Source organism: Sodalis sp. RH22 (assembly GCF_047324165.1).
GTDB lineage: Bacteria > Pseudomonadota > Gammaproteobacteria > Enterobacterales > Enterobacteriaceae > Acerihabitans.
In genome coordinates this window covers 879,812-902,719 of sequence record NZ_CP178731.1, presented here as the reverse complement: position 1 = coordinate 902,719, position 22,908 = coordinate 879,812, and the positions used below count along the sequence as shown (strand labels likewise).

The window sequence follows — 22,908 nt, the reverse complement described above, 5'->3', positions numbered from 1 at the left end:
AGAGTCAGAGGTTTAGTATTTTTTCTGCCCGCAGGTCAGTCGCGGCTGACGGTATGCGTTTCTATGTAGTCAAAATTAATGTCCTCTCCGAGGCCGGGGCGATTGGAAAGATGGACAAAACCCTGCTTATCCATCGGGTCGACAATACTGTTCAGGTAGGCGGCGGGTTCGTCGTATTCGAGGAACGGATGCAACAGGCCGCGTTCGTACCACCGGCAATTGCGGATCGCGCCGACCACGGCCAGGCTGGCCGCGCCGTTGCCGTGCACTTCGCAGTCCATGCCGAACGCTTCAGCCAGACCGGCGACTTTCATGCACGGCGAGATCCCGCCGACGCCGTTGGCTCCGGCGCGTAGGATGTCGCAGGCGCCCGCCTTCACCCAGTCGGCGCGGCTGTGGTGTTTGCCGCCCAGGCTTTCCGGGCCGATCACATCGATAGCGAGGTTTTCCGCCAGCCAGGCATAGGAGGCCATGCTTTCTTCTTCCATCGGCTCTTCGAACCAGGCAAAGTTGAGTTTTTCCAGCGCCTTGCCGATGGTCAACGCCTGGCTGCGGCTGTACCAGTGATAGCCGTCGAGCATCAGTTCAATGTCCGGCCCGACGGCTTCGCGCACGGCGGCGCAGGCTTTGATGTCCATTTTCGGGTCCGGCGCGAACGCCACCGGCGGCATCCAGGTATGCAGCTTGATGGCCTGATAACCGCGCGCCACCAGCTTCTCGGCAAACCGGGCGAACTCATCCGGCGTGGAAAGGCCGCCCTTCAGCTCATCACCGCACATGGTGCTGCCGTATGCCGGCACTTTTTCCCGGAATCCGCCCAGCAGTTTGTGCACCGGCATGTTCAGTTTACGGCCGATTAAATCCCAGAGCGCCTGCTCAACAAACGACAGCGCGCGCTCGGTCAGCTGGTTTGCGCTGCCGCGCTGCCAGTGCGCCAGATCCTGCCACAGCCGTTCGCGGTCAAACGGATTCTGCCCCACCAATACTTTTCTAAAGAAAGCGTTGACCACGTGTGGCCGCACCACTTCCGGCGGCGCGAATGAATATCCGCAGTCACCCTCGTCAGTGGTCAGCGTCAACAACGCCATTTTTGCCTGACTTTCTTCACCCGGATGCGAATGGCCCGCGCTATCAGAAACGCGACGTGTCGGATACGTAAAAACAGAGACCTCAACTGACGTTATTTTCACAGCGATACCTACCATTTCTGGGAGAGTTAACGCCCGCCTGGGCGCGCCGGAGTTACGGCCACATCGAGTAATGTGAGCGCACTCACAATTTTATGAAACTTACAATCACAAATAATAAAATGGCATTTCATTATCGAAGTTAGTCAGTTTGTTTTCATATTTCCTCTGCCAGACGCCGAAAATTTCACCGTAAGTTTGGGCATCCGCATAGGGATATGTGAACAGCTTCACGAAAGAGAGGGGAAATGAGCGCGGCGCAGAAAATAGGCGTAGAGAAAGTGGGGGAATTATTGGCCGGCCTGATGTTGCCAAGGGCTTTCGCTACCGGGCTAGGATGCGCGCAGTTCGCCCACTATCCTATCCCAACCCTCTGGCCGCGTTAGGGTTTTATCCGCGGCCGGCAAAATCCTGTCGCGGACTTGAAAATTTTGCGCACGCACCCTATTTTCTTTTTTGCTATCGCTGCGTTTGACGCGCCTTTCATCACTTATTGTTGGTATGGAGATAAGCTAATGAAAATTGCTCAAATTGCGCCGCTGTACGAAGCGGTTCCCCCCAAACTCTATGGCGGCACCGAACGGATCGTCGCCAATCTTACCGACGCATTGATCAAAAAAGGACACGATGTCACGCTGTTTGCTTCCGGCGACAGCCAAACCCTGGCGCCATTGCATGCCGGCCGCGATCGGGCGCTGCGTCTTGATCCCGCTCCGCTGAAATCGGATCTGGCCGCCCATTATGTGATGTTCGATGAGCTGCGCGAGCGCGCCGGCGAGTTCGATGTGCTGCATTTCCATACCGATCTGCTGCATTTCCCGTTTTTCGAGCCCATGGCCGCCAAGACCCTGACCACGTTGCACGGCCGGTTGGATATGACCGATCTGCCCACGGCTTTCCATCGCTGGCGGCAATATCCCCTGGTATCCATTTCCGATTCGCAGCGCCAGCCGCTGCCGTTCGCCAACTGGGCCGGCACGGTATGGCATGGGCTGGATCCCGAACGCTATAGGTTCACCGCCGCTCCCCGGGGGGACTACCTGGCTTTCCTCGGCCGCATCTCGCCGGAAAAACGCCCGGATCGGGCTATCGCCATCGCCCGTCAGGCCGGGATTCCGCTCAAGATTGCCGCCAAGGTGGATGATGCCGATAAAAACTATTTCCGCCAGGTGATTGAACCGCTGCTGCAGGGCGGCGGCGTGGAGTTTATCGGTGAAATCAACGACCGGCAGAAAGCGGATTTCCTCGGCCAGGCGCGGGCGTTGCTGTTCCCCATCGACTGGCCGGAGCCGTTCGGGCTGGTCATGATTGAAGCGATGGCCTGCGGCACGCCGGTCGTGGCCTGGCGCTGCGGTTCGGTGCCGGAAGTGATCGAACCGGGTGTCACCGGCTTTATCGTAGAAGACGAAACGCAGGCGGTGGCCGCCTGCCGCGCCGTGGACACGCTGGACCGCTGCCGGGTACGGACAGAGTTCGAGCAACGCTTTTCGGCCGACGTCATGGCCGATCGCTATGTACAACTGTACCGCCGTTTGCGGCAACCGGCCGCCAACAGCGATGCCCTGCTGCATGTGGAAAAGGCGGGGTAAGCGCCATGGAAAATCAGCCCCGCTTATCATGCGACGTGCAGGAGCAATCCCCGCACACGGAAGCGAAACGTCCCTCGCTGTATGTCCTTAAGGAAGGCGACAGCTTTCTGGTGACCGATGATTTCGGCGATATCACCGGCCGGAGCGACGGACTCTTTACCGATGATACCCGCCTCTTGTCCGGACTAGGGCTGACTATTGGCGACAATGTGCAGCCGGCGTTTCTCTCCTCGACCGTCAGCCGCGACAACGTATTCTTTACCGCGCATCTGACCAACCCGCCGCTGACGGTAGACGGCCAAACCTTGCCCGCCAACGCGCTGCATATCGAACGCACCTGCTTTTTGTGGCAAAACCGCTTGTATCTGCGCATCGCCATCCGCAATTACAGCGAATACGCGCTGAGGTTGCCGGTCGGCCTGCGTTTCGCTACCGATTTTCGCGACATCTTTGAGATTCGCGGAGCCCGGCGGCCGTTGCGCGGCAGCACGCTGGCGCAACAGCCCATTGAACAGGGCGTCGCCCTGGCCTATCAGGGACTGGACGCGGTTCGCCGGCAAACCGCGCTGACGTTTTCACCGCAGCCGGAGGCTTTGGGCGACGGCCTGGCGCGCTTTCAGGCACCCTTGCCGCCCCATGGCCACTGGCAATTGCTGATGGAAGCCGGCCGGCAAGCCAATATCCCGACCGCCGGCCGTTTCCGGCGCGGCGCGGTGGAGGCGAGACGCAAGATGCGCCAGCGCCGGCGCCGGGGGGCGCAACTGACGTGCTCCCAGCCGCTGTTCCAGGCCTGGCTCGACAAAGCGCGCGCCGATTTGGCATTGCTGACCAGCGATTTGCCCACCGGCCCGTATCCTTATGCCGGTATTCCCTGGTTTTCCACGCCGTTCGGACGCGATGCCATCATCACCGCCCTGCAAACGCTTTGGATCGATCCGGCCCTGGCCAAAGGCGTGCTGGCCTATCTGGCCGGCCATCAGGCGGCGGAAGCGTCCACCTTCCGGGATGCCCAACCGGGCAAGATCATGCACGAGACCCGCAAGGGCGAGATGACCGCCACCAATGAGCTGCCGTTCGGGTTTTATTATGGCGGAGTGGATACCACGCCGCTGTTTATCATGCTGGCCGGCGCCTGGTATAAGCGCACCGGGGACGAGGCGTTTATCAGCCGGATCTGGCCGCAGCTGACCGCCGCCATCGCCTGGATAGAATCCAGGCTGGATGCCAGCCCGCTCGGGCTGCTCGACTACCAGCGCGGGGAGCGCAGCGGGCTGGCGAACCAGGGCTGGAAAGACAGCCATGATTCGGTGTCCCATGCCGACGGACGGCTGGCCGAAGGCCCTATCGCGCTGGTGGAGGTGCAGGGCTATGCCTGGCGCGCGCTGCTGGACATGGCGAGCATGGCGGCCAGACGGGGCGAGGCGGAACCCGCCGGGCGCTGGCGCGAACGGGCGGAACGGTTGCGCCAGACCGTGGAGCAGCGGTTCTGGCTGCAGGAGCGCCGTTTTTATGCTTTGGCGTTGGACGGCGCCGGCCGGCCCTGCCAGGTGGAGGCGTCCAATGCCGGCCATCTGCTGTACGTCGGCCTGCCGGACCAGCAACGCGCATCCCAGGTGATCCGCCGGCTGCTGTCGCCCGCCTTCAACACCGGCTGGGGCATTCGCACGCTGTCCGGCGAAGCGGCCCGCTTCAATCCGATGTCATATCACAACGGCTCGGTATGGCCCCATGATGTCGGTTTGTGCGCGGCCGGCCTGGCGCGCTACGGCGAACGCCAGGGCACGGCGGCGCTATTAAGCAATCTGTTCGAAGCGGCCCTGGCGTTTTCCCTGCGTCTGCCCGAGCTGTTTTGCGGCTTTTCCCGCGCGGCAAGCGAGCAGCCCATCGTCTATCCGGTGGCGTGCCAGCCGCAGTCATGGGCTTCAGGTGCGGTATTCATGCTGCTGCAAGCCACGTTGGGACTGGAAATCGACGCCGACCGCCGCCGGATCCGCGTCAACCGTCCCGCATTGCCGGACGGCGTGGACCGCCTGACGGTGGATGACTTGCCCCTTGGGGAAGGCAGGGTATCGCTGGAATTCCGCCGGGTAGCGGGCCGCACCGTCGCTTTCCTGCAACAGCAAGACGGCATCGACGGAGTCACGCTACAATTCAATCAATAACCATGATGCCCGGCTCGCATCGAGACCGGGCATTGTCGTCTGTTACGGAAATTACCTGCCAGTATTAAAAAAGGCCACGGTTTCGGTCAGCCTACGGGTTTGCTCTTCCAGGCCACTTGCCGCCACCACCGCCTGCTGCACAAGCACGGAGTTCTGGTGCGTCACCGCATCGATTTGCACTACGGCTTCGTTAACATGGCTAATGGCTTTGCTTTGTTCATCCGTGGCGTAGGAAATTTGCGACATAATATCCGAAACCCGCTGCACGGCCTCTATCATGTCGTCGATATTGCTCCCGGCCTTTTTGATCTGTGAGGAGCCGCTGTTGACGCGAGCCATGGACTCTTCCACCAGCCCTTTTATCTCCTGCGCCGCCTGAGAGCAGCGTAACGCCAGGCTGCGCACCTCGCCGGCGACCACGGCGAAACCCCTGCCTTGCTCACCGGCCCTGGCCGCTTCCACCGCCGCATTCAGGGCAAGGATATTGGTCTGAAAAGCGATACCGTTTACCACTTCAATAATACTGGCTATTTTGATGGCGCTTTCAGAAATACCGGTCATGGTGTCATTCACGCTCTGCATCATCACGCCGCCGCGAGAAGCAATATCCACCGCGCCGCGCGCCAGTTCGCGCGCTTGCCCCGAATTCTCCGCATTTTGTTTTACGGCGGCGGTAATCTCTTCCATGCTGGAGGAGGTTCTTTCCAGCGATATAGCCTGCTGCTCGGAATGAGCGACTATCTCCTGATTTCCGGCGACGATATCATGGGTGCTGGCGTTGATGATATCAGCGCCATCGCGGATCTCTTCAATGACCGTGGTGAGTTGTTTGCGCATAACACCCATTTCATATATCAGGCTTGAGCTGTCACTGGTTTTTTTATCCACCGCGTGGGAAAGATCGCCTGAAGCAATCCGGGCGGCGACTTCAACGGCATAGCGCGGCTCGCCGCCCAGGGTTCGCAATATACCCCGGTTGATCACATAGACGAGCAGCGAGAGCAAAATGCTGATGGTAACGAATTCAACGATATTCTGATAAAGAGAAACCAGAAATGCCTCGTTAATATCATCAACATACAGGCCGGTCGTGATGATCCAGCCCCAGGGCGACCACGGAATGCTGTAGGCGATTTTCGGCTGAGGTTTCGTCTCGCCCGGACGGGGGAAAACATAGGCGGTATAACCGGCATTATTGTCCCTGGTGACGGCCACCATGTCTCTGAAAATATAGGCCCCGTTGGCATCAGCGATGTCAGACCCTTTGCCAATCAGCATTGCATTGATGGGGTGCATGATGACCTGCGCCTGGGTATTCAAAATCGTGAAATACCCCGTTTTACCATAACGCAGATTCTTGATGGTCTGGAGTGCGCGCTGTTGCGCTTCCGCTTGTGAAATCAATCCTTTGTCAGCAAGATCAGCCTGCATTTTCACTACGCTCTGGGCCAGTTGCGAGACATCCTGTATCGCATTTTTCCGCAGTGTCAGTTGGTCTTGTTTAATCGTCACCGAGCCAAAAAATAACGTTCCGGCCAGGCACACCAGCGCGACAACGAGCGGGAGCCATAGTTTATGGGCAAGTGATAATTTCATGGCATGATTCCCTGTGGTTTTATATGGCTGGCATCGCATCGTGCCCCGGAAGTCGGACTGCGCCTTCATATGTTTATCGGAAATAAAAAAAAACAAATTAATCGTTAAAAGTGATATAGAGGCTCAATATGTTAGTTTTTTGCTATAAGCGAATTAATTGTCTAATAATTAATGATATATTTTCGACCAGGTAATTAACGCGTTGATTTATTAAGATGTAAACACGCGCGTGATCACACTATTAATGGGCAAAGCGTGGGAAGAACGCAGGCTTGTTTGATTGATAGGAAGCAGCGCCACAGCGGGAATACCGGGGGGCTGCGATGGCATGATGATTAACTGCGGGAAGCCCCCGCGGGAGCGGAAACCGGGGGCTAAGACCCTGCAACCCGCGGCGGGCCGTTATTCCGTCAGCGTCCGATCCGGGCACGGCGTTCCCGCGTCCCGGGGTGAAAGCAGGATAAATACCGAGACCGCGGCGGCCAGGGTGACGGTCATCAATACATAGAGCAGCATGGTGAATGCGGTGTCATAGGCCATGGTCAGGGCATCGCGTCCCAGAGGGGCGAGCATGCGCGTTGCCTGATCGAGGTTGCCGGTAGCGAGCTGGCGCGACGCCTCGACGAGAGGCTGATGTGCGCCATCGCCGGCGCCCGCCCGTGTCACCGCCAAGAACACAAAAGCCGATAGCAGCGCATTCACCATGGCCAAGGCGATACCTTCACTGGCCACCTTGGTGGTGTTGAAGATGCCACTGGCCATACCGGCCTGGTCCCGCGGCACGACGGTCACCGACAAGCCGTCCATCAGGCCCCAGGGAATGCCGGTCCCGAGGCCGATCACCAGCAGCGGGCCGGTCAACGCCAGCATTGAGCCGCCGGATCCGACCCGGCTCAGCCAGAACAACCCGCCGGCGGCGACGAACAGGCCTGCGCTTGCCAGCCAGCTTGCGGGTATCGTCCGGGCAAGGATGGCGGCGCCGGCGGGAACGATAAGCATGGGCGCGGAAAGCGCAAGCATCAGCAGACCGGTTTGTATTTCGCTGTAACCCTCCACGCCGATGAAACGCATGGGGAGCACGATAAGCAGGACGACATACGCATAGCAGGTTGCGATGGGCAGGATCTGAACGCCGACGAATCTTCCGTAGCGGAACAGGGAGAGTTCGAGCAGCGGTTGTTTAATGCGGGTCTCTATCGTTGCGAAGAGGACAAACGCAGCGATGGACAGGGCAAACGCGCCGAGCACGATCGCCGCGGACCAGCCGCGATCGGGCGCTTCGTTCAGCCCGAGCGTCAGGAAACCGAGCGCGGCGATAAAAGCCACGGCGCCGGCGCTGTCGAAGCGGGAACTGCCCGGATTGCGCGTTTCTTTCATCACGCCTTGGGCGATAACCAGGGCAATCACGTCCAGGATCGTGCCCGTCAGGAAGATTGAGCGCCAGCCGAAATGTTCTATCAGGCTGCCGGAAACGATCGGCCCCAGGGCAAGACCGATGCCAAACGTGGTACCGATCATACTGAACGCCCGGGTCTGCGCATGGCCGGTAAACTCCTGCGCCAGCGCGGCCGAGCCGCCGGCCAGGGCCGCGGCGGCTCCCGCCCCCTGTAGCGCGCGCAGCAGGTTCAGCGTAGTGATATCAGGTGCAAAATCGAGCGCAAGGGAGCCCATGGCGAACAGCGCGGCCCCGCCCATAAAAACGCGCTTCCTGCCGTAAACATCCGCCAGTGCGCCTGCGGGGAGCATAAAGCTGCCGAAGGTGAGCATAAAACTATTGGTGATCCAGTTAAGTTGGGCGGCGCTTGCCGAGAACTCAATCCCGATGGTATGCGTGGCCAGCGCCGCGCCGGTAAAGCTGAGCGGCAGGGCCAATGCCGCCAGGCAAACGGCAAACAGCACCAGCGGGCCGCTGCGGGCGTACGAAGACGCCGGGCTTGATGACATGATAAACACCTCGTATGAAAGGGACGATATTGTCCTTCACCGCGACGATAGGCGTTGTTGATGCGGGGATAAATACCGGCAGCGGCGCAGCTGTGTCTCCGGTGAGGAGACAATCACGCGCTTATTCCGCGGTCGCTGAACGCATAAGATCGGCCAGGTGATCGAGTACCACGCGCGTTTTCAGCGGCATTCGCCGGCCAAGGGGGAGAAGCGCATGCACCGGGGGTCCCGCAACGGATGCCGCCGGCAGCACCCGCCGCAGTTCGCCGCAGGCGACATAGGGGTCGCCGACGCGGTCAAAAACCTGCGCAATGCCAAGCCCGCCCCTGGCGGCATCCACCAGCGACCGGCCGTCGGACACAATGGTGCTGATATTGGGGGAAAATTCCCGCACGCGGCCCTCGTCAAAGATATGCCATTGTCTGAGCTTGCCGGAGGCAGAACGGAAAATAACCGCTTCGTGGCGCATCAGCTCGCTGACGGAACGGATTGAGGGCCGGCCGTCGAGATAGGCCGGCGCGGCATACAGGCACAGGCGCAGGCCACAAAGTTTTCTTACGGTCATTTCACCGTCCGCCGGCAGTTCTCCCACCCGCACCACGATATCCCATCCTTCGCCCACGGCATCAGTGGCCTTATCGGTGAGTGAAATATCCAGGGTCACCAGGGGATAACGCGCACGAAGCGCGGGAAGCGAGGGAAGAATAAATCCGCCGAACCCCACGGGAATGTCCAGTCTGACCCGGCCGGCGGGATGGTCGCGGCGGGCGGCCAATGCCGTTTCCGCTTCGTGTAAACCGCCTAATGCCGCACGGGCCGCGTCAAGATAGGTATTGCCATCTTCGGTCAAGGTTACCGATCGGGTGGTACGCTGAAAAAGCTTGGTCCCGAGGCGCGCCTCCAGGCGCTGCACCGCTTTACCCACGTTTGCCTTGCTGGTTCCCAGCTGTTCGGCCGCCCGGGTAAAGCTTGCATGCTGGGCCACGGCCACAAAGGCGGCGATATCCTGCAGTGAGGGAGATGATTGGGTCATGATTGATCTTCCGCAAACAATAACGTCCTAAATTAGGGTATCGCCGTCGTTTAGTAAATGGTTATCCCAACGGCATTGTCGCTCCAGGAGCTACAGAGCGTCGCTTTTACCGGCGTTTATTTCCCCGGCGCGGCCGGTTATGTTTTCCGTCATCGAAACGCCGCGCGTCTGCCGGCGATCGCCTTAACGGAGCCCTGTTATGCAAAACATCACTGAAAGCGAGCTGAACACTACCCTTTCGCCTTTCGTTATCAACATCCCCCAGCCAGTGCTGGACGACTTAAAGCGCCGCCTGGACGCGACCCGGTTTCCCGAGCGGGAAACCGTACCCGATGCTTCCCAGGGGCCGCAGCTGGCGCGGGTCAGGGAACTCATCGAATACTGGCGCACGCGGTATGACTGGCGCCGCGTGGAGCAACGCCTGAACCGGTATCCCCAGTTCAAAACGAAAATCGATGGGCTCGGCATTCATTTCCTGCACGTCCGATCCCGTCATCCGCATGCGATACCGCTGATCATAACCCACGGCTGGCCGGGTTCGGTGCTGGAATTCCTGGATACCATCGACTTGCTGGTCGATCCCACCGCGCACGGCGGCCGGGCGGAAGATGCCTTCCATCTCGTTATTCCCTCCCTCCCCGGCTATGGCTTTTCAGACAAGCCGGCCGAGACCGGCTGGAACCGGGACCGTATCGCCAAAGCCTGGCATGAACTGATGCACAGGCTGGGCTACGCCGAATATGTGGCCCAGGGCGGCGATTGGGGCAGTCATATCACCATTGCAATGGCCCGGCTTGAACTCCCCGGCTTGCGCGCCATCCATACCAACCTGCCGCTGGTGGCGCCGAAAGAAAAACCGGCGAACCCGACGCCTGATGAACAGCGAGTGTTTGATCAGCTTGACGCGTTCGCTCGGGATGGCTCCGGCTATTATTGGGAAATGGTCACGCGTCCCCAGACTATCGGCTATGCCCTGGCGGATTCCCCCGCCGGACAGTTAAGCTGGATTTACGAAAAATTCGAGTCTTGGTCGGACTGCGACGGCGACCCGGTAAGCGCCTTTGGTTACGATAAAATCCTCGACGATGTGACCTGGTACTGGGTAACCAACTCGGGCGCTTCTTCTGCGCGCATGTATGCCGAACATCCGCACCTGGATTTCTACTCGCTGCCGGTGCGGATCCCGGTCGGCGTATCGGTATTCCCGCGCGAGATCTGGACCGCGCCGCAATCCTGGGCGCAGCAAACCTATCCGAACCTTATCTATTGGAATAAAACGACGCGCGGCGGCCATTTCGCGGCATTCGAACAGCCGCGGATCTTCGCGGATGAAATACGCGCGGCCTTTCGCAGCCTGCGCCCGGCGCACGCGCCCCGCTGAGCAAGACCGGGTTTTGCCTCACGGCCCGTTTATCCGGCACGCGGGCAACCCTATACATCCCATAACGCCGCAACTATCCTAGGATCACCCAATGAAACTGTATATCGCTGATAAAACCTGCTCTGAAGCCGTCCAGATTATCGCCAACGAACTCGGCCTCGAGCCTGAGCTTATTCACTTCGACGTGTTCGGCAAATCCACCTCGAACGGCGATGACTTTACGCAGCTCAACCCCATGCAATACGTTCCTCTGCTGGTTATCGATGAAAAAGAACATCATCCGATTTCCGAGACAATCGTGATTATTTCCTACCTCGCCGACCAGTATCCCGCGACCGGACTGATCCCATTGCGCGGCACGCTTGAGCGCGTCAGGTACGACCAGCTCCTGGTGTTTATCGCCACCGAAATCGCCCAGAAACATATCCCTCTGATGCGCAAACTGATGACGGAACAAGGCATTGCCTGGACCAGCGGCAAAATCGCCGCGGCCTACAGCATCCTTGATGACCGTCTTGCCGACGGCCGCGCTTTTCTGACCGGCGAGACAATGACGGTGGCGGATGCCTATCTCTGGGCCACATTCTGGGGCGATCGCTCGGGGGTCGACATCAGCCACCTTAAAAACGTGGCGAGCTGGAAAGATCGGATGGACGCACGGCCATCGGTGCAAAAGGCGCTCAGCGACGAGAAACGCCTTGTCAACGCGCACCGCGCCGCGCTGACCGCACCGGCGGAATAAGGCAAGCGGGCTCACTTCGCCGTGGTCCAGGCACGGCGTAACCCTTATATTCGCGCCGGCCGGCGGGCCACGAGCACGGCACGGCGCGCCGGCGAATTACGAGGAAAGATAACCAGGGCGGCGGCGGAAATCAGCCCGCCCAGTCACTCATTAAATGGCTCAGATGATCAGTCATCAATTGAGTGGTTAATTCACCATCCCCGGATAACATGGCATCAAGGATAGGTTGATGCTCTTGCGCGGATTTTACCAGCCCGCCACTTTCACGCAGCGCCTTGAGACCATACTGACGGGACTGATCGCGCAGGTTTTCAACAATGGTCACCAAGGGTTCATTTTCGAGCAGCGACAGCAGGCCAAGATGGAACTGGCGATCCATTTCCAGATAACCCGCAATATTCCCTTCCTTGGCATACCCCACCATGTCGGAGGCAATATGTGAAAACTCCTCCCGGCGCGCTTCCACCCGCGGCCTGAGCCTAGCAAGTTTGGCCATCGACGGCACTTCAAGCAATAACCGCAGCTCATAGACGTTATGACGCTCTTTATCGCTGAAATGCACCACGCGAAAACCGCGATTACGCACCGTTTCCATCAATCCCTGGTTAACCAGCGTCAGCATGGCCTCACGAACCGGGCTATTGGAAACGCCTAATTCTTCGGCCAAGGCCGAGGCGGAATAAATTTGGCCCGGCGCCAGATCGCCGGAAACCAGACGCAATTTCAAAATGGACAGCGCCTGATCGCGCAGATTGGCTTGCCGCAGTATAGGATGTTCCTGTTCCATATAAACCTCAGACTGACATCTTAGTAGTCGATAACATGCTACATTTTAGCCCGAATGAAGGTTCTACTCAATATAGATTCTATTTTCTTATGACCCGGCCGCTAAATTGTTGCTCACCGTGGCGGTACCAGGGCGATGACATAACATTTCCTTATTATAATAAGTAATAGTTATCTGCCTAATCGTTAAACTTCCCATCCCTGGGAGCCTCATCAGAAACTGTATTTCGGCGGCGTTGACCCTTCCTGGTAAATTTCCGCGCTTTTGACGGCGCCGAAGGCGGTATCGTTCTTTTCTAGGATCTTGGCGTATTCGCCGTTCTGAATCAAACGATCGTAGGCGGCTTTCAATGCTTGCAGCAATTGAGCCGAATTCGCGTTACGCGCCACCGCCGTCGCGGTCGGTCCCCCGCCGATTTCGCCCGAGGCGCTAAGTCCCGCATCGACGCGTATCGATTCCTGCGCCCCGCCGCGGTTAATCAACACGCCGTCGACCCGGCCGCTGTTAAGGGCCAGCACGGCATTATTAATGGATGGAAATGCGCTGACCACAGACGCCTTGTCCGTACATTTCAGCGCGGCGGAGTTGAGCGTGGCCAGCTCAGCGGAACCGGCCATGGCGCCGACTTTATGGCCGCAAATATCAGCCAGCGCCTTGGCCTGGAAGGGATGGCCTTTTTTCACCAGGAAAGTGCTGTAATCCTGCCAGTTAGTCACAAAATCGGCGACTTTTAATCGTTCCGTCGTGACATAGAACTCGCCATAGGAGATATCGTATTTATTCGATTGCAAGCCGGCCAGCGCGGTGGCGAAAGGGATCAGGCGAATATCGGCCTTCAGACCCAGTATGGCGGCAACCGATTGCGCGAGATCGACATCCATCCCCTTAAGCACGCCGCCTTCTTTATAAGCCAAGGGTTTTCCGGTGTCCGGAACGGCGATGCGCAGTTCGCCGGCGTCCTTTATCGATTGCGGCAGCTGCGCAGCCACGTCATCGGCCTTGCCAATCGCCTCCTGAGACCAGGCGCCGGCGGCGGGAAGCGCGCCTGCCGCCAGCGCGGCAATCAGGCACAAAAGTCGTGAATAATTGAATTTCATATAACTCTCCTGGGATGAATTAAGGGCGCGACGCGGGCTTGAACACTCACTGAACGTTGACAATAGCGTGTTACACGTAATATATTACCCGTAACACTTAGCTGCTGCAAGCGCGATGTTTATCCCACCGTCCGGGCCAGGGTCCTCCAGGAACATCCTCTGCGAGGCGAGGCAAGTCAATTCAACACGTAAGCGATTGAGGTGAAATAAAAATGGTTAAACCGGAATTTGATGTTGTGATTATCGGCGGCGGCCCATCGGGCTTGTCGGCGGCCTGGGAGCTAAGGGACAAGAATATTCTGGTCCTGGAAAAATCGCATCGTCTTGGCGGACGTCTCTACTCGGTATCACGGGGAGACTATTGGCTGAATCTCGGCGGTCACTTGTTTCCACCGCCGGGATCGCATATGCGCAACATCCTTCATTCCATAGGCCTGGATATCATCAAGATCCCCGGCAATAAATTCGCGATTTATTGGGGCGGTAAAGTGTATAAGCCCAAAATGGTTTCCGCCCTGCCGCTGACCATGCCGATGACCCTGCGTGAGCGTTTCGCCCTGGCGACCAAAGGCATGCGGATCCTAAAGGCGGTGAAAGGCTGGCAAAAAGCGATGGCGCCGGTATATGGCGAAAGTAACCAGCGCCGCCGGGCGCGGGTCGCCAGCTATCTGTCGGATAAATCCTTTCGCGAATTTATGGGACCGCTGCCCAAACGGCTTGAAGCGCTTTTTCAATCCGCGGCCCGGCGCGCGGCGGCGGAAATGGAAGACCAGCACGCGGGAGTCGGCGTTTCGCTTTTTGGCGCCGTATGGGCCGGTAAAGGCGATGCCATGGCGCTGAATCTTGACGGGGGTTCGGGCCGTTTCGGCGAGGTAATGATGGAACTGCTGGGCGATCGCGTGCGCTATGACGCTACCGTGAAATCAGTGAGTAAAACCGGCGACCTGGTTACCGTGGTCTATGAAACCGACGGGCGTGAACATAGCGTAACCGCCGCGGAAGTGGTGGTGGCGGTGCCGGCTTACCAGGCATCTGACATGGTCCGCGATATACCCGATGATGTTCGCCAGACCCTTATAAGCGTTCAGTACGGTCCGTTCCCCACCATGGGAATCATCACCGACGAGCCGGGCCCGATGCCCTATGACGATATCTATGCCATCACCACGCCGGATGCCTCGTTTGACATGTTTTTTAATCATGCTAATCCGCTGAGAACAGGCCCGCGCAAACCGGGCGGCAGCCTGATGGTTTATTCCGGCGGTACCCCGGCGCGCGAAATGCTTAAGCTGACCGATGATGAGATTCGTGATCGTTATCTTGCCGATATCTACAAAATGTTCCCGCAATTGCAGGGGCATGTGAAGGAAACCATTGTGCAACGCTGGGTGCCCGGCAATACGTATCGCCCGGCCGGGTTCAATTTTGCCCCCATGCTCGCCTACTGCGAACGCAACGACGTCAATATCCATTTTGCGGGTGACTACTTTGCCGAAATCGGCAATATGGAGATCGCCACCGGCTCCGGCCACGAAGCGGCGCGGCGCGCCCGCGTGCACCTGATGAGCCAGGCGCAAAAAAAGACGCAGCCGAGCATCGTCGAACGGGACCGTATCGCCACCGCCGGGCAGGTGAAGGAAAATGTCTGAATAAAGCCGCGCTCCCGTTTCGCATCGGCATTATTGGGGCGGGCGTGGCGGCAGAACCCCCTGCCCGCGAGTTAACGCGGGTCGAAGGTGCGGTCGTCTGCGCCGTTTTCTGCCGTGACATGGACAAAGGGGCGGCCTTGGCGGCCGCTTTTTCAATACCGCAGGCCTGTCACCGCCTGGACGCGGGGCCCTGCCCTCAGTGAGGCCGATCGGGCGCAGGCCACGGTCAAGGTGGTGGATGCGCTTCACCGCCCGGCCGCCACGCGCCGTCTGCCGCAAGCACTATAGCGCCCCGCATGCCGGCTCCCGGTTTCCCCTAAAGCCGGCCCCACGTCAGCGTAAATAATCCCGTGGCGCGCAAAAAAAAGCGTGGTTTTTACTGCCAACCACGCTTGAATAGAGCGATTGAACCCAACCTAAGCGGCTCGTTCCATGCCGTTTTTATAGCGCTGTACCGCGCCCGGCAATTGGCTCCATTCGGTATACCATTGATTGAACAAGCGGAATTGCGCCTCCACGTAGCCGCGCTGACTGTCGGTAAGCGCATCGGTCCGATTGAAATGCAGCGCGTACTCCTTATTCCCCTTCAGCACCATCATATATTTGAAGAACAGCACCAGATCCGGACCGGCATCGAATGACGACAGAATCGCCAGCGCCTGTTCAAGCTCCTGCGCCCGTTGGCGCGCGTCGCTATCACCGGCCGCCGCCGCCTGAGAAAGATGACACAGATGCAGCACTTCTTCGGGCAGCACGTTGCCAATGCCGGTGATGGCGCCGGTGGCGCCACAGTTGACGAAGCCATGCACTACGGCGGTATCGACGCCAATCATCAGCGTGACGTCATCGTCGCGGCTGGTGATATTCTCCGCGGCGTAACGCAGGTCATCCATGCCCCCGAACTCTTTAAAACCGACCAGGTTGGCATGTTCGCCGCGCAAGGCGAAAAACAGATCGGCGCGGGTGGCGAAACCATAATAGGGACTGTTATAGATAACCGCCGGCAGCTCCGGCGCGGCGGCAAGGATGGCTTTAAAGTGTTCTTTTTGCGCCGCGATCACCGAACCGCGCGATAGCACCCGCGGAATAACCATCAGGCCTTTGGCCCCAACGCTCTGCGCGTGGGCGGCATGGGCCACCGCAGCGGCGGTATTCACCGCGCCGGTGCCGACGATGACCGGAATGCCGGCCTGGGTCAGGCGCTCCACCCCTTCCATGCGCTGCGCGTCGGTCAGCAATGGCCAGTCGCCCATCGAACCGCAATAGACCACCGCCGACATACCCGCGCCGATCAATTCCTGCGCTTTACGCACCAGGGCATCAAAATCGGGCTGCCTGGCCTGTGTGCAAGGCGTCATCAACGCCGGGATCACCCCGGAAAATATATCTGCTTTCATACTACCTCTCCAATGATGGTTCTTAACGGACGGCGTAACGGGATTGCCGGTGCCGTTGGGTTACCGGCGCGCCGCGCCGGTCAGCAATGCCGGATCTATGGCGGAAATGGCCTGCCTGAGCGCCGCTTTCTGCACGGTGGAATAAGGCGGAATCGGCGCGCGCACCGGCCCGACGCTCAGCCCCAGGATTTCACAGGCGGCCTTGATGCCGCTGTTGTAGCGGCCCGCGCCTAGCAGGCGGATCAGCGGATACACTTGCCGCCAGAGATCCGCAACCGCCTGGTCGTCGCCGCTTTCGCTCGCGCGCTGTAATTTCACCAGCCCCGGCGCCATAAAATTGCCGGTGCCCATCACCATGCCGGGCGCTTTCAGCATCAGCGCGGGCAGCATCAGCACGTCTTCGCCGTTGAAAAAAGTGATTTCACCGGCATGATCCATCAGCAGCGCGCTCATTTGCATGATGTTAGCCGACGAATCCTTGACGTATTTGACCTGCGGTATCTCCCTGGCCAGTTTTAGCAGGAAATCCACGTCGAGATGCAGACCGGTGGCCGGGGGAAAGTTGTAAGCGCAAATGGGCAGGCTGGTGGCCGCGGCGACTTCGGCGTAATACGCGAACGCCTCATCAAAACCGATGGGCTCATAGTAGGGGGTCGCCAGCATGATGGCGGTGGCGCCCACGCTTTCGGCGTGCCTGGAAAATGCAATGGCTTCCCGGGACGAGGTTGCGCCGGTATGGGCCAGTACCGTGGCCTTGCCAGCCGCCTGCTCGGCCACGATCGCGACTAAACGTAATCTCTCCTGGTGGGAAAGGACAGAAAACTCGCCGGTACCGCCGGCAGGAACAAAACCATCGACGCCGTCAGCGATATTTTGGTCTACGAGTTTGCGTAGCGCCGCTTCATCGATACCTTCACCGTCAGCGGTGAACGGCGTAACAATAGCGGACAGTACTCCCTTAAGGATCATAAGCTGAATCTCCATTGATAAAAGTCAGAGGGGCGGAAAACCATCGGCGAGCTCGTCTTCCGAGTCCGCCGCAATAGTCAGAAAGCCGTTGATATAGGCACGCCCGGTCAGCGCCGGCGTAATAAACGTACGCGGGCCGGCGCCGCGCACCTGCGCAGCCGTTACCGTAAAAGTAGAACCGATAATGCTCTGCGTGGTGACGGTATCCTGCGGCCGGACCTTGCCTTCGGTGACCAGTTTGGCGAACAGCGCGCTGGTCCCGGTACCGCAAGGAGAACGGTCTATAACGCCCGGCGGCGCCACCACCACGATTTTCGCCCGCAGGTGTTGCGCGGGATCGCAGCGGTAAAACAATACCTGATAGACATCCAGCGCCGCGCTGGTAAGCGGATCGGTGACGCCTTCCCTGGTATAGGCCTCGCGCAGCAGCCGGGCCAGGCGGACAATTTCAGTGGCGTTGTCGCGATCGAGCGACAGGCCGATGCTCTCGGCGGCCACAGAAATATAATAATCGCCGCCATAAAGCAGCTCGACCTGAACCAGACGGCCTTCCAGCCGGCATTCCCCCCGGCCGACCACAAAAGATTCAACGTTGGTAAGCGTTACGGTCGTGAATTTTTCGCCCTCACGCCTGGCCGTCACGCCAACCGGCCCCGCTGGCGTGCGAATGCGAAATGACGTGCTGTCCGCGCGCTCGCGCCACAGATTGGGCAAAAGATTCAGCTCGACTATCACCGAGGCGAAGCCAATCATGCAGTGTCCGCACATCGGCGGGTACGAACCGGGTTCCAGGATCACCGCCCCGATATCGCAGCCATCTTCCTGCGACATAATCGGCACTACGGCGCAGGTGAGCCCGCCGCCGCGCGGCTCGTGCACTAGACGGCGCCGCCAGTGGTCGGCCCGGTCGCGCAGCCAGCGCCGCGCGCCGTCAACGGTTGCCGCCTGCGCGGGCAAATCAATACCCGAGAGCACGATGCGCGTCGGATTGCCGCCGGTGTGCGAATCCACCGCGAATATCACCTGCCGATCCCGGCGGCTAAGCCAATCGATGGCGCTTTGCGGCAAGGCGCGGTTATCGGCCATGGTTTTCCACCCGGAACAGCGGCGCGCCTAATGAACGGGCATCAACGGCGATCCCTAGTCCGGGCGCGGTGGGCGCTTTGCCCCGTCCCCGCACGGAGCGCGGGGCATAACCGGCGACATGCTCAAGCGTCCAGTCGTTGAAAAAGGAGGCGTGCATCAGCGCATCCGCGCGGGTACTGGCGGCAACGTGCGCTACTGCGGCGGTGGTCACATCGCCGCCCCAGACATCCTCAATACAAACCGTCATGCCTAAATCCTGCGCCTGGTCACGCATACGCACCGCGCCGGTGATGCCGCCTACCCGCGCCAGCTTGATATTGACCGAGACTGCGCCCGCGTCGTATTTCGCCCGGTACAGCTCCGCGGCATTGATCACCGACTCGTCCATCACCAGCGGCAGCGAACTCATGCGCTGCACCAGCGCGCAATCGGCGGTATCGCGGCAGGGTTGCTCGATAAAAATATTCAGGCCGGCCAGTTCCCGCACCGCGATCGCCGCCGACTGCAGATTCCAGCCGCCGTTGGCGTCGGCGACGATCGTCACATCATCGCGACAGGCTTCCACGACGCTGCGGGTCCGCGCGGCATCATCGAAAGGATCGTTGCCCACTTTCAGTTGAAAACGGCTGATGCCCGCCTCCCCGCGCATGCGCACAAAGGCGGCCATGTCGCCGGGGGATGACAGGGGCACCGCTTCATATAAAGGAAAATCCGGCTGGGTCACGCCGCCCAGCAGCGTGGCGATCGGCAGGTTCGCCATTTTGCCCAACACATCCCAACAGGCTATATCGATGGCGCTTTTGGCGCTGTTTTGACCCAGCAGGCAGGCATTCATGCGTTGATGGATGACCGCCAGGTTGGTGGGGTCCAGCCCCAGCAGCGCGGGCGCCATAAGGCAAATTCCCGCGCGCGTCCCTTCGGCGAAATCCGGCAGATAGGTGCCGCCGAGGGTGCAGCTTTCCCCCCAGCCTTCCAGCCCCTCATTGGTAATAATCCGCACCAGCGTGGATGCCTGTCGCTGAGCGGCGCGGCCTTGGGACATCACGTATTCGCCATGGGCGTAGGTCAGTTGATAGCCGTAAACTTCAATTGCCGCGATCTTCATTGTGCTCTCACTTATAGTGATTGGTTATGGGTAATATATTACATTCAACGTTAAGTCTGTCAATGCGCTTTTTCAAACACGGCGTTATGCAAACAGCTCGGCAAAATGCGGATTCAAAAACAGATCGAGCGGGTCCATCTGCCGGCGAATTTGTATAAAACGCGAGTAATCGGGGTAAAGTTCGCTCACCCGCCGGCGGTCGAGAAAGTGCAGCTTGCCCCAGTGCGGCCGGGCCGAAAGCGGTCGCAAAGTCTGATCCACCGCCTGCAAGAAGGGAAAATAATTGCTGCCTATGGCGCCTGAAACGGAGATGGACGTGCTGTCACGGCCGCTCTGCGGCGAAATATAGCCGGTATCGGCTTTCTGCCAGCGGACCTGCAGCGGCGAGATCTCATGGGGAAATCCGCTGCGCATCAGATATTGCATGCGTTCGACCGCCTCCCGCGCATCGGCGGCGTCCACCATGTACTCCAGTTCATGGAATTGCGCATCGGTAGTGCCATCGGGATAGATGCGATACGCCCGATCCGTGCGCCGATTCATTGCGCCCTGAGGGAGGTCGGGTCCATCGGCGGACACTTCCCGCAGCAGTTTGACAAAGCAGTGATCGGCCGGCACCTCGCCCAGTTGGTACATCTGGGCGGAATGCGCGCTGGGCATCCACCAAAAAGAAAAATGCCGGTATGCGCCGAGCAGGTAATCCCACTGGCGCAGCACCTCCGACATGGGCAGAATGATATTTTCCTCTTTTAGCCGGTAGGCTGGGACCAGTTGTAAACCAACGCGCACCACCGGCCCGAGCAAACCGAGCGAAACCTGGCCTGCGCGCAGATAATCCGCGGTTTCACCATCGATATCCACCACCTCCCCGAGCCCATTGACGATACGCAGGCTGACCACCTTTGATGACAGCGACCCAAAAGCGGTGCCCGAACCTTTGGTGCCGGTGGCGACGGCGCCGGCGATGGATTGCACGTCGATATCCCCCTGGTTTTCAAGCGACAGTCCCGCGGACCACAGCGGTTCGCCGAGGGCGGCAATGGAGGAACCCGCCGCGACCTGCGCCTGTTGATGCCCCTTATCGATGGCGATGACGCCGCTCAGCGCGCTGAGATCGAGCAATAAACCACCCGTGCGAACGATAGGCGTAAATGAGTGGCCGCTGCCGGCAACCCGCACAGGCTGTCCTTGGCTTACCGCCTGGCGAATGCCTGCGATTGCCTCCTCTTCGCTTGCCGGCCGGAAACAGTTGTCCACGGTGAAGGTTTGATTGCCACCCCAGTTGGTCCATTTGAATTGAGACATCGTCATCACTCCCATTTTTGCGCGATTGAACTTGACGGATAAAAACTAAACTAACATTATGTAAACGGCTACCGGTTATCGATTACCGTAAAGTCTCACATACATCCATAGCGAGTTTCAAGTATGTTTAGGGGAACGAAAGTGACACAGACACAATTGTTAAATCGGCAGGTAGTGGGAGACATCGGAGAACATCAGAGCATGCCCGTGGTGCCGTTGAAATATCATGGGCGTTGGATTGCGGCGGGACTTCTTATCATTGTGGCGGCGGGGTTGATCGTTTCACTTATCACCAATCCGCGTTATCAATGGCAGGTGGTTTCCCAATACCTTTTCGATGCTTCGATTCTCTCTGGCCTGATGGCAACCGTCTGGCTGACACTCGCCGCCATGAGCATCGGCGTGGTATTAGGTACGCTGCTCGCCCTGATGCGCATGTCAAAAAATCCGGTGCTCAACAGTATCTCCTTTATTTATTTATGGATGTTTCGCGGCACGCCGCTGCTGGTGCAACTGATATTTTGGTACAACCTGTCCGCGCTTTATCCGGAGATTACCATTGGTTTTCCGTTCGGGCCCAATCTGGGCACCTTTGACGCCAATCAGTACATTACGGTCTATGCCGCGGCGCTGCTTGGCCTGGGGCTGAATGAAGGAGCCTATATGTCCGAGATCGTGCGGGCGGGCTTGAATTCAGTGCCTGGCGGACAACGGGAAGCGGCGGAAGCGCTGGGCATGTCAAGCTTTCGCGTGATGGTGAAAATCATCCTGCCGCAGGCGATGCGCATTATCATTCCGCCAACCGGCAACCAGCTGATCGGCATGCTCAAAACCACTTCCCTCGTCAGCGTGATCGCCCTGCAGGAATTGCTCTACTCCGCGCAGCTCATCTATACCGCGAACTTCCAGACCATCCCGCTGCTGATTGTGGCCTCGCTATGGTATCTGGTGCTCACCTCTGTTCTTTGTGTGCTGCAGCACTATACCGAGAAGCATTTTTCCAAAAGCGATCATCATTCCCAGGCGCTGCCAGCGCCGGCGGACGAGAAACTTGACGATCACACAGTAAGGAATGCCTGACTATGCCTTTTTCCCCATCTTCCCCGCACGGACACCACTTTGCGGTAGTGGCGCGCGGCGTCGAGAAATCATATGGCCATCTGCCGGTGCTCAAGGGCATTGACCTGACCGTCGAATACGGCAACGTATGCTGCATCCTCGGACCTTCCGGATCGGGTAAAAGCACATTTCTACGCTGCATGAACCATCTTGAGCGTATTGAAAAGGGGTTATTGCAGGTCGGCGGCGAAACGGTCGGCTATCGCGAACACAACGGCAAGCTTTATGAGATGAAAAAGTCCGAAGTGGCCCGGCAACGGGCCGATATCGGCATGGTTTTCCAGAGCTTTAACCTGTTCCCCCATATGACGGTAATGGAAAACATCATTGAAGCGCCGATGCACGTCAAAAAAATCCGTAAATCACACGCCGTCGAACAGGCGATGGTGATGCTGTCCAAGGTGGGGCTGACCGGTAAGGCCAATGCCTATCCCCGTACGCTCTCCGGCGGCCAGCAGCAGCGCGTCGCCATTGCCCGCGCGCTGGCGATGAAGCCCAAATTGATGCTGTTTGACGAGCCGACCAGCGCCCTCGATCCCGAACTGGTCGGCGAAGTGCTGAGCGTCATGCGCGAACTGGCCGACGAGGGCATGACCATGATCGTCGTGACCCATGAGCTTGGTTTCGCCCGCGAAGTTTCCGACCAGGTGGTCTTCATGGACAACGGCGTGGTGGTAGAGCAAGGCAACCCGACTGAATTTTTCAGCCATACCAAAAATGAACGCGCCAAAGCCTTTCTTGGCAAAGTGCTATAACATCC

Annotated in this window: 18 protein-coding genes; 7 read left to right on the top strand and 11 right to left on the bottom strand. The window is 58.9% G+C overall.

What is annotated here, in order from left to right:
* Window positions 1-35: 35 nt before the first annotated feature.
* A complete protein-coding gene (locus tag ACL2XN_RS04125; protein ID WP_413730353.1) occupies window positions 36-1,190 on the bottom strand; it encodes a mandelate racemase family protein in 1,155 nt (384 codons plus the stop codon).
* Between the two features lie 512 nt (window positions 1,191-1,702).
* Here ACL2XN_RS04125 and ACL2XN_RS04120 point away from each other — a divergent pair.
* Window positions 1,703-2,776: a glycosyltransferase family 4 protein gene (locus tag ACL2XN_RS04120; protein ID WP_413730352.1), complete on the top strand. Its 1,074-nt coding sequence runs from the start codon at window positions 1,703-1,705 to the stop codon at window positions 2,774-2,776.
* Between the two features lie 5 nt (window positions 2,777-2,781).
* On the top strand, window positions 2,782-4,938 hold the full coding sequence (locus ACL2XN_RS04115) for a glycogen debranching N-terminal domain-containing protein (protein ID WP_413730351.1): 2,157 nt from the start codon (window positions 2,782-2,784) through the stop codon (window positions 4,936-4,938).
* A gap of 51 nt (window positions 4,939-4,989) precedes the next feature.
* On the opposite strand, the gene ACL2XN_RS04110 is transcribed toward ACL2XN_RS04115, so the two are convergent.
* The 3 genes from ACL2XN_RS04110 to ACL2XN_RS04100 form a co-directional block, all read right to left on the bottom strand.
* Window positions 4,990-6,534 carry a methyl-accepting chemotaxis protein gene (locus ACL2XN_RS04110; protein WP_413731061.1) on the bottom strand — a complete coding sequence of 515 codons (1,545 nt, stop codon included), beginning with the start codon at window positions 6,532-6,534 and terminating at the stop codon, window positions 4,990-4,992.
* Window positions 6,535-6,936: 402 nt separating this feature from the next.
* A complete protein-coding gene (locus ACL2XN_RS04105) occupies window positions 6,937-8,478 on the bottom strand; it encodes an MFS transporter (protein ID WP_413730350.1) in 1,542 nt (513 codons plus the stop codon).
* 121 nt (window positions 8,479-8,599) lie between these two features.
* Window positions 8,600-9,511, bottom strand: a complete 912-nt coding sequence (locus tag ACL2XN_RS04100; RefSeq protein WP_413730348.1) for a LysR family transcriptional regulator — start codon at window positions 9,509-9,511, stop codon at window positions 8,600-8,602.
* A 199-nt stretch (window positions 9,512-9,710) separates the two neighbouring features.
* On the opposite strand from ACL2XN_RS04100, the gene ACL2XN_RS04095 reads away from it, so the two are divergent.
* Entirely contained in the window at window positions 9,711-10,892 is a 1,182-nt protein-coding gene (locus ACL2XN_RS04095) for an epoxide hydrolase family protein (protein ID WP_413722974.1), read from the top strand.
* A gap of 91 nt (window positions 10,893-10,983) precedes the next feature.
* Window positions 10,984-11,634 (top strand): glutathione S-transferase family protein, encoded by a 651-nt coding sequence (locus tag ACL2XN_RS04090; protein WP_413730347.1) that lies wholly within the window; start codon window positions 10,984-10,986, stop codon window positions 11,632-11,634.
* 130 nt (window positions 11,635-11,764) lie between these two features.
* On the opposite strand, the gene ACL2XN_RS04085 is transcribed toward ACL2XN_RS04090, so the two are convergent.
* Window positions 11,765-12,421 (bottom strand): GntR family transcriptional regulator, encoded by a 657-nt coding sequence (locus tag ACL2XN_RS04085; protein ID WP_410014804.1) that lies wholly within the window; start codon window positions 12,419-12,421, stop codon window positions 11,765-11,767.
* Window positions 12,422-12,633: 212 nt separating this feature from the next.
* Window positions 12,634-13,518, bottom strand: coding sequence for a transporter substrate-binding domain-containing protein (locus tag ACL2XN_RS04080; RefSeq protein ID WP_413730345.1), 885 nt, complete (start codon window positions 13,516-13,518; stop codon window positions 12,634-12,636).
* Between the two features lie 212 nt (window positions 13,519-13,730).
* Here ACL2XN_RS04080 and ACL2XN_RS04075 point away from each other — a divergent pair, with 212 nt between their 5' ends.
* Window positions 13,731-15,167 carry a protoporphyrinogen/coproporphyrinogen oxidase gene (locus ACL2XN_RS04075; protein ID WP_413730344.1) on the top strand — a complete coding sequence of 479 codons (1,437 nt, stop codon included), beginning with the start codon at window positions 13,731-13,733 and terminating at the stop codon, window positions 15,165-15,167.
* A gap of 416 nt (window positions 15,168-15,583) precedes the next feature.
* Here ACL2XN_RS04075 and ACL2XN_RS04070 read toward each other — a convergent pair whose 3' ends face one another.
* The 5 genes from ACL2XN_RS04070 to ACL2XN_RS04050 all read right to left on the bottom strand — a co-directional run bounded on the left by ACL2XN_RS04070 (window position 15,584) and on the right by ACL2XN_RS04050 (window position 21,029).
* Window positions 15,584-16,564, bottom strand: a complete 981-nt coding sequence (locus tag ACL2XN_RS04070; protein WP_410014801.1) for a dihydrodipicolinate synthase family protein — start codon at window positions 16,562-16,564, stop codon at window positions 15,584-15,586.
* 60 nt (window positions 16,565-16,624) lie between these two features.
* Window positions 16,625-17,533 carry a dihydrodipicolinate synthase family protein gene (locus ACL2XN_RS04065; protein ID WP_413730343.1) on the bottom strand — a complete coding sequence of 303 codons (909 nt, stop codon included), beginning with the start codon at window positions 17,531-17,533 and terminating at the stop codon, window positions 16,625-16,627.
* A 24-nt stretch (window positions 17,534-17,557) separates the two neighbouring features.
* Window positions 17,558-18,619: a proline racemase family protein gene (locus ACL2XN_RS04060; protein WP_413730342.1), complete on the bottom strand. Its 1,062-nt coding sequence runs from the start codon at window positions 18,617-18,619 to the stop codon at window positions 17,558-17,560.
* A complete protein-coding gene (locus ACL2XN_RS04055) occupies window positions 18,609-19,724 on the bottom strand; it encodes a mandelate racemase/muconate lactonizing enzyme family protein (RefSeq protein ID WP_410014798.1) in 1,116 nt (371 codons plus the stop codon). The genes ACL2XN_RS04060 and ACL2XN_RS04055 overlap by 11 nt, the downstream gene beginning before the upstream one ends.
* A gap of 84 nt (window positions 19,725-19,808) precedes the next feature.
* Window positions 19,809-21,029 (bottom strand): D-arabinono-1,4-lactone oxidase, encoded by a 1,221-nt coding sequence (locus ACL2XN_RS04050; protein ID WP_413722978.1) that lies wholly within the window; start codon window positions 21,027-21,029, stop codon window positions 19,809-19,811.
* 141 nt (window positions 21,030-21,170) lie between these two features.
* On the opposite strand from ACL2XN_RS04050, the gene ACL2XN_RS04045 reads away from it, so the two are divergent.
* Together ACL2XN_RS04045 and ACL2XN_RS04040 are read left to right on the top strand one after the other, a co-directional pair.
* Complete coding sequence (locus ACL2XN_RS04045; protein WP_410014796.1) at window positions 21,171-22,109, top strand: amino acid ABC transporter permease; 939 nt, start codon at window positions 21,171-21,173, stop codon at window positions 22,107-22,109.
* Window positions 22,110-22,111: 2 nt separating this feature from the next.
* Entirely contained in the window at window positions 22,112-22,903 is a 792-nt protein-coding gene (locus tag ACL2XN_RS04040) for an amino acid ABC transporter ATP-binding protein (RefSeq protein ID WP_413722979.1), read from the top strand.
* The last annotated feature ends 5 nt before the right edge of the window (window positions 22,904-22,908 follow it).

Coding starts and splice junctions, on each gene's coding strand:
- ACL2XN_RS04080 (WP_413730345.1), bottom strand. CDS start 13,518: ATGAAATTCAATTATTCACGACTTTTGTGCCTGATTGCCGCGCTGGCG.
- ACL2XN_RS04065 (WP_413730343.1), bottom strand. CDS start 17,533: ATGATCCTTAAGGGAGTACTGTCCGCTATTGTTACGCCGTTCACCGCT.
- ACL2XN_RS04095 (WP_413722974.1), top strand. CDS start 9,711: ATGCAAAACATCACTGAAAGCGAGCTGAACACTACCCTTTCGCCTTTC.
- ACL2XN_RS04085 (WP_410014804.1), bottom strand. CDS start 12,421: ATGGAACAGGAACATCCTATACTGCGGCAAGCCAATCTGCGCGATCAG.
- ACL2XN_RS04075 (WP_413730344.1), top strand. CDS start 13,731: ATGGTTAAACCGGAATTTGATGTTGTGATTATCGGCGGCGGCCCATCG.
- ACL2XN_RS04120 (WP_413730352.1), top strand. CDS start 1,703: ATGAAAATTGCTCAAATTGCGCCGCTGTACGAAGCGGTTCCCCCCAAA.
- ACL2XN_RS04055 (WP_410014798.1), bottom strand. CDS start 19,724: ATGAAGATCGCGGCAATTGAAGTTTACGGCTATCAACTGACCTACGCC.
- ACL2XN_RS04050 (WP_413722978.1), bottom strand. CDS start 21,029: ATGTCTCAATTCAAATGGACCAACTGGGGTGGCAATCAAACCTTCACC.
- ACL2XN_RS04090 (WP_413730347.1), top strand. CDS start 10,984: ATGAAACTGTATATCGCTGATAAAACCTGCTCTGAAGCCGTCCAGATT.
- ACL2XN_RS04100 (WP_413730348.1), bottom strand. CDS start 9,511: ATGACCCAATCATCTCCCTCACTGCAGGATATCGCCGCCTTTGTGGCC.
- ACL2XN_RS04040 (WP_413722979.1), top strand. CDS start 22,112: ATGCCTTTTTCCCCATCTTCCCCGCACGGACACCACTTTGCGGTAGTG.
- ACL2XN_RS04060 (WP_413730342.1), bottom strand. CDS start 18,619: ATGGCCGATAACCGCGCCTTGCCGCAAAGCGCCATCGATTGGCTTAGC.
- ACL2XN_RS04070 (WP_410014801.1), bottom strand. CDS start 16,564: ATGAAAGCAGATATATTTTCCGGGGTGATCCCGGCGTTGATGACGCCT.
- ACL2XN_RS04115 (WP_413730351.1), top strand. CDS start 2,782: ATGGAAAATCAGCCCCGCTTATCATGCGACGTGCAGGAGCAATCCCCG.
- ACL2XN_RS04105 (WP_413730350.1), bottom strand. CDS start 8,478: ATGTCATCAAGCCCGGCGTCTTCGTACGCCCGCAGCGGCCCGCTGGTG.
- ACL2XN_RS04110 (WP_413731061.1), bottom strand. CDS start 6,534: ATGAAATTATCACTTGCCCATAAACTATGGCTCCCGCTCGTTGTCGCG.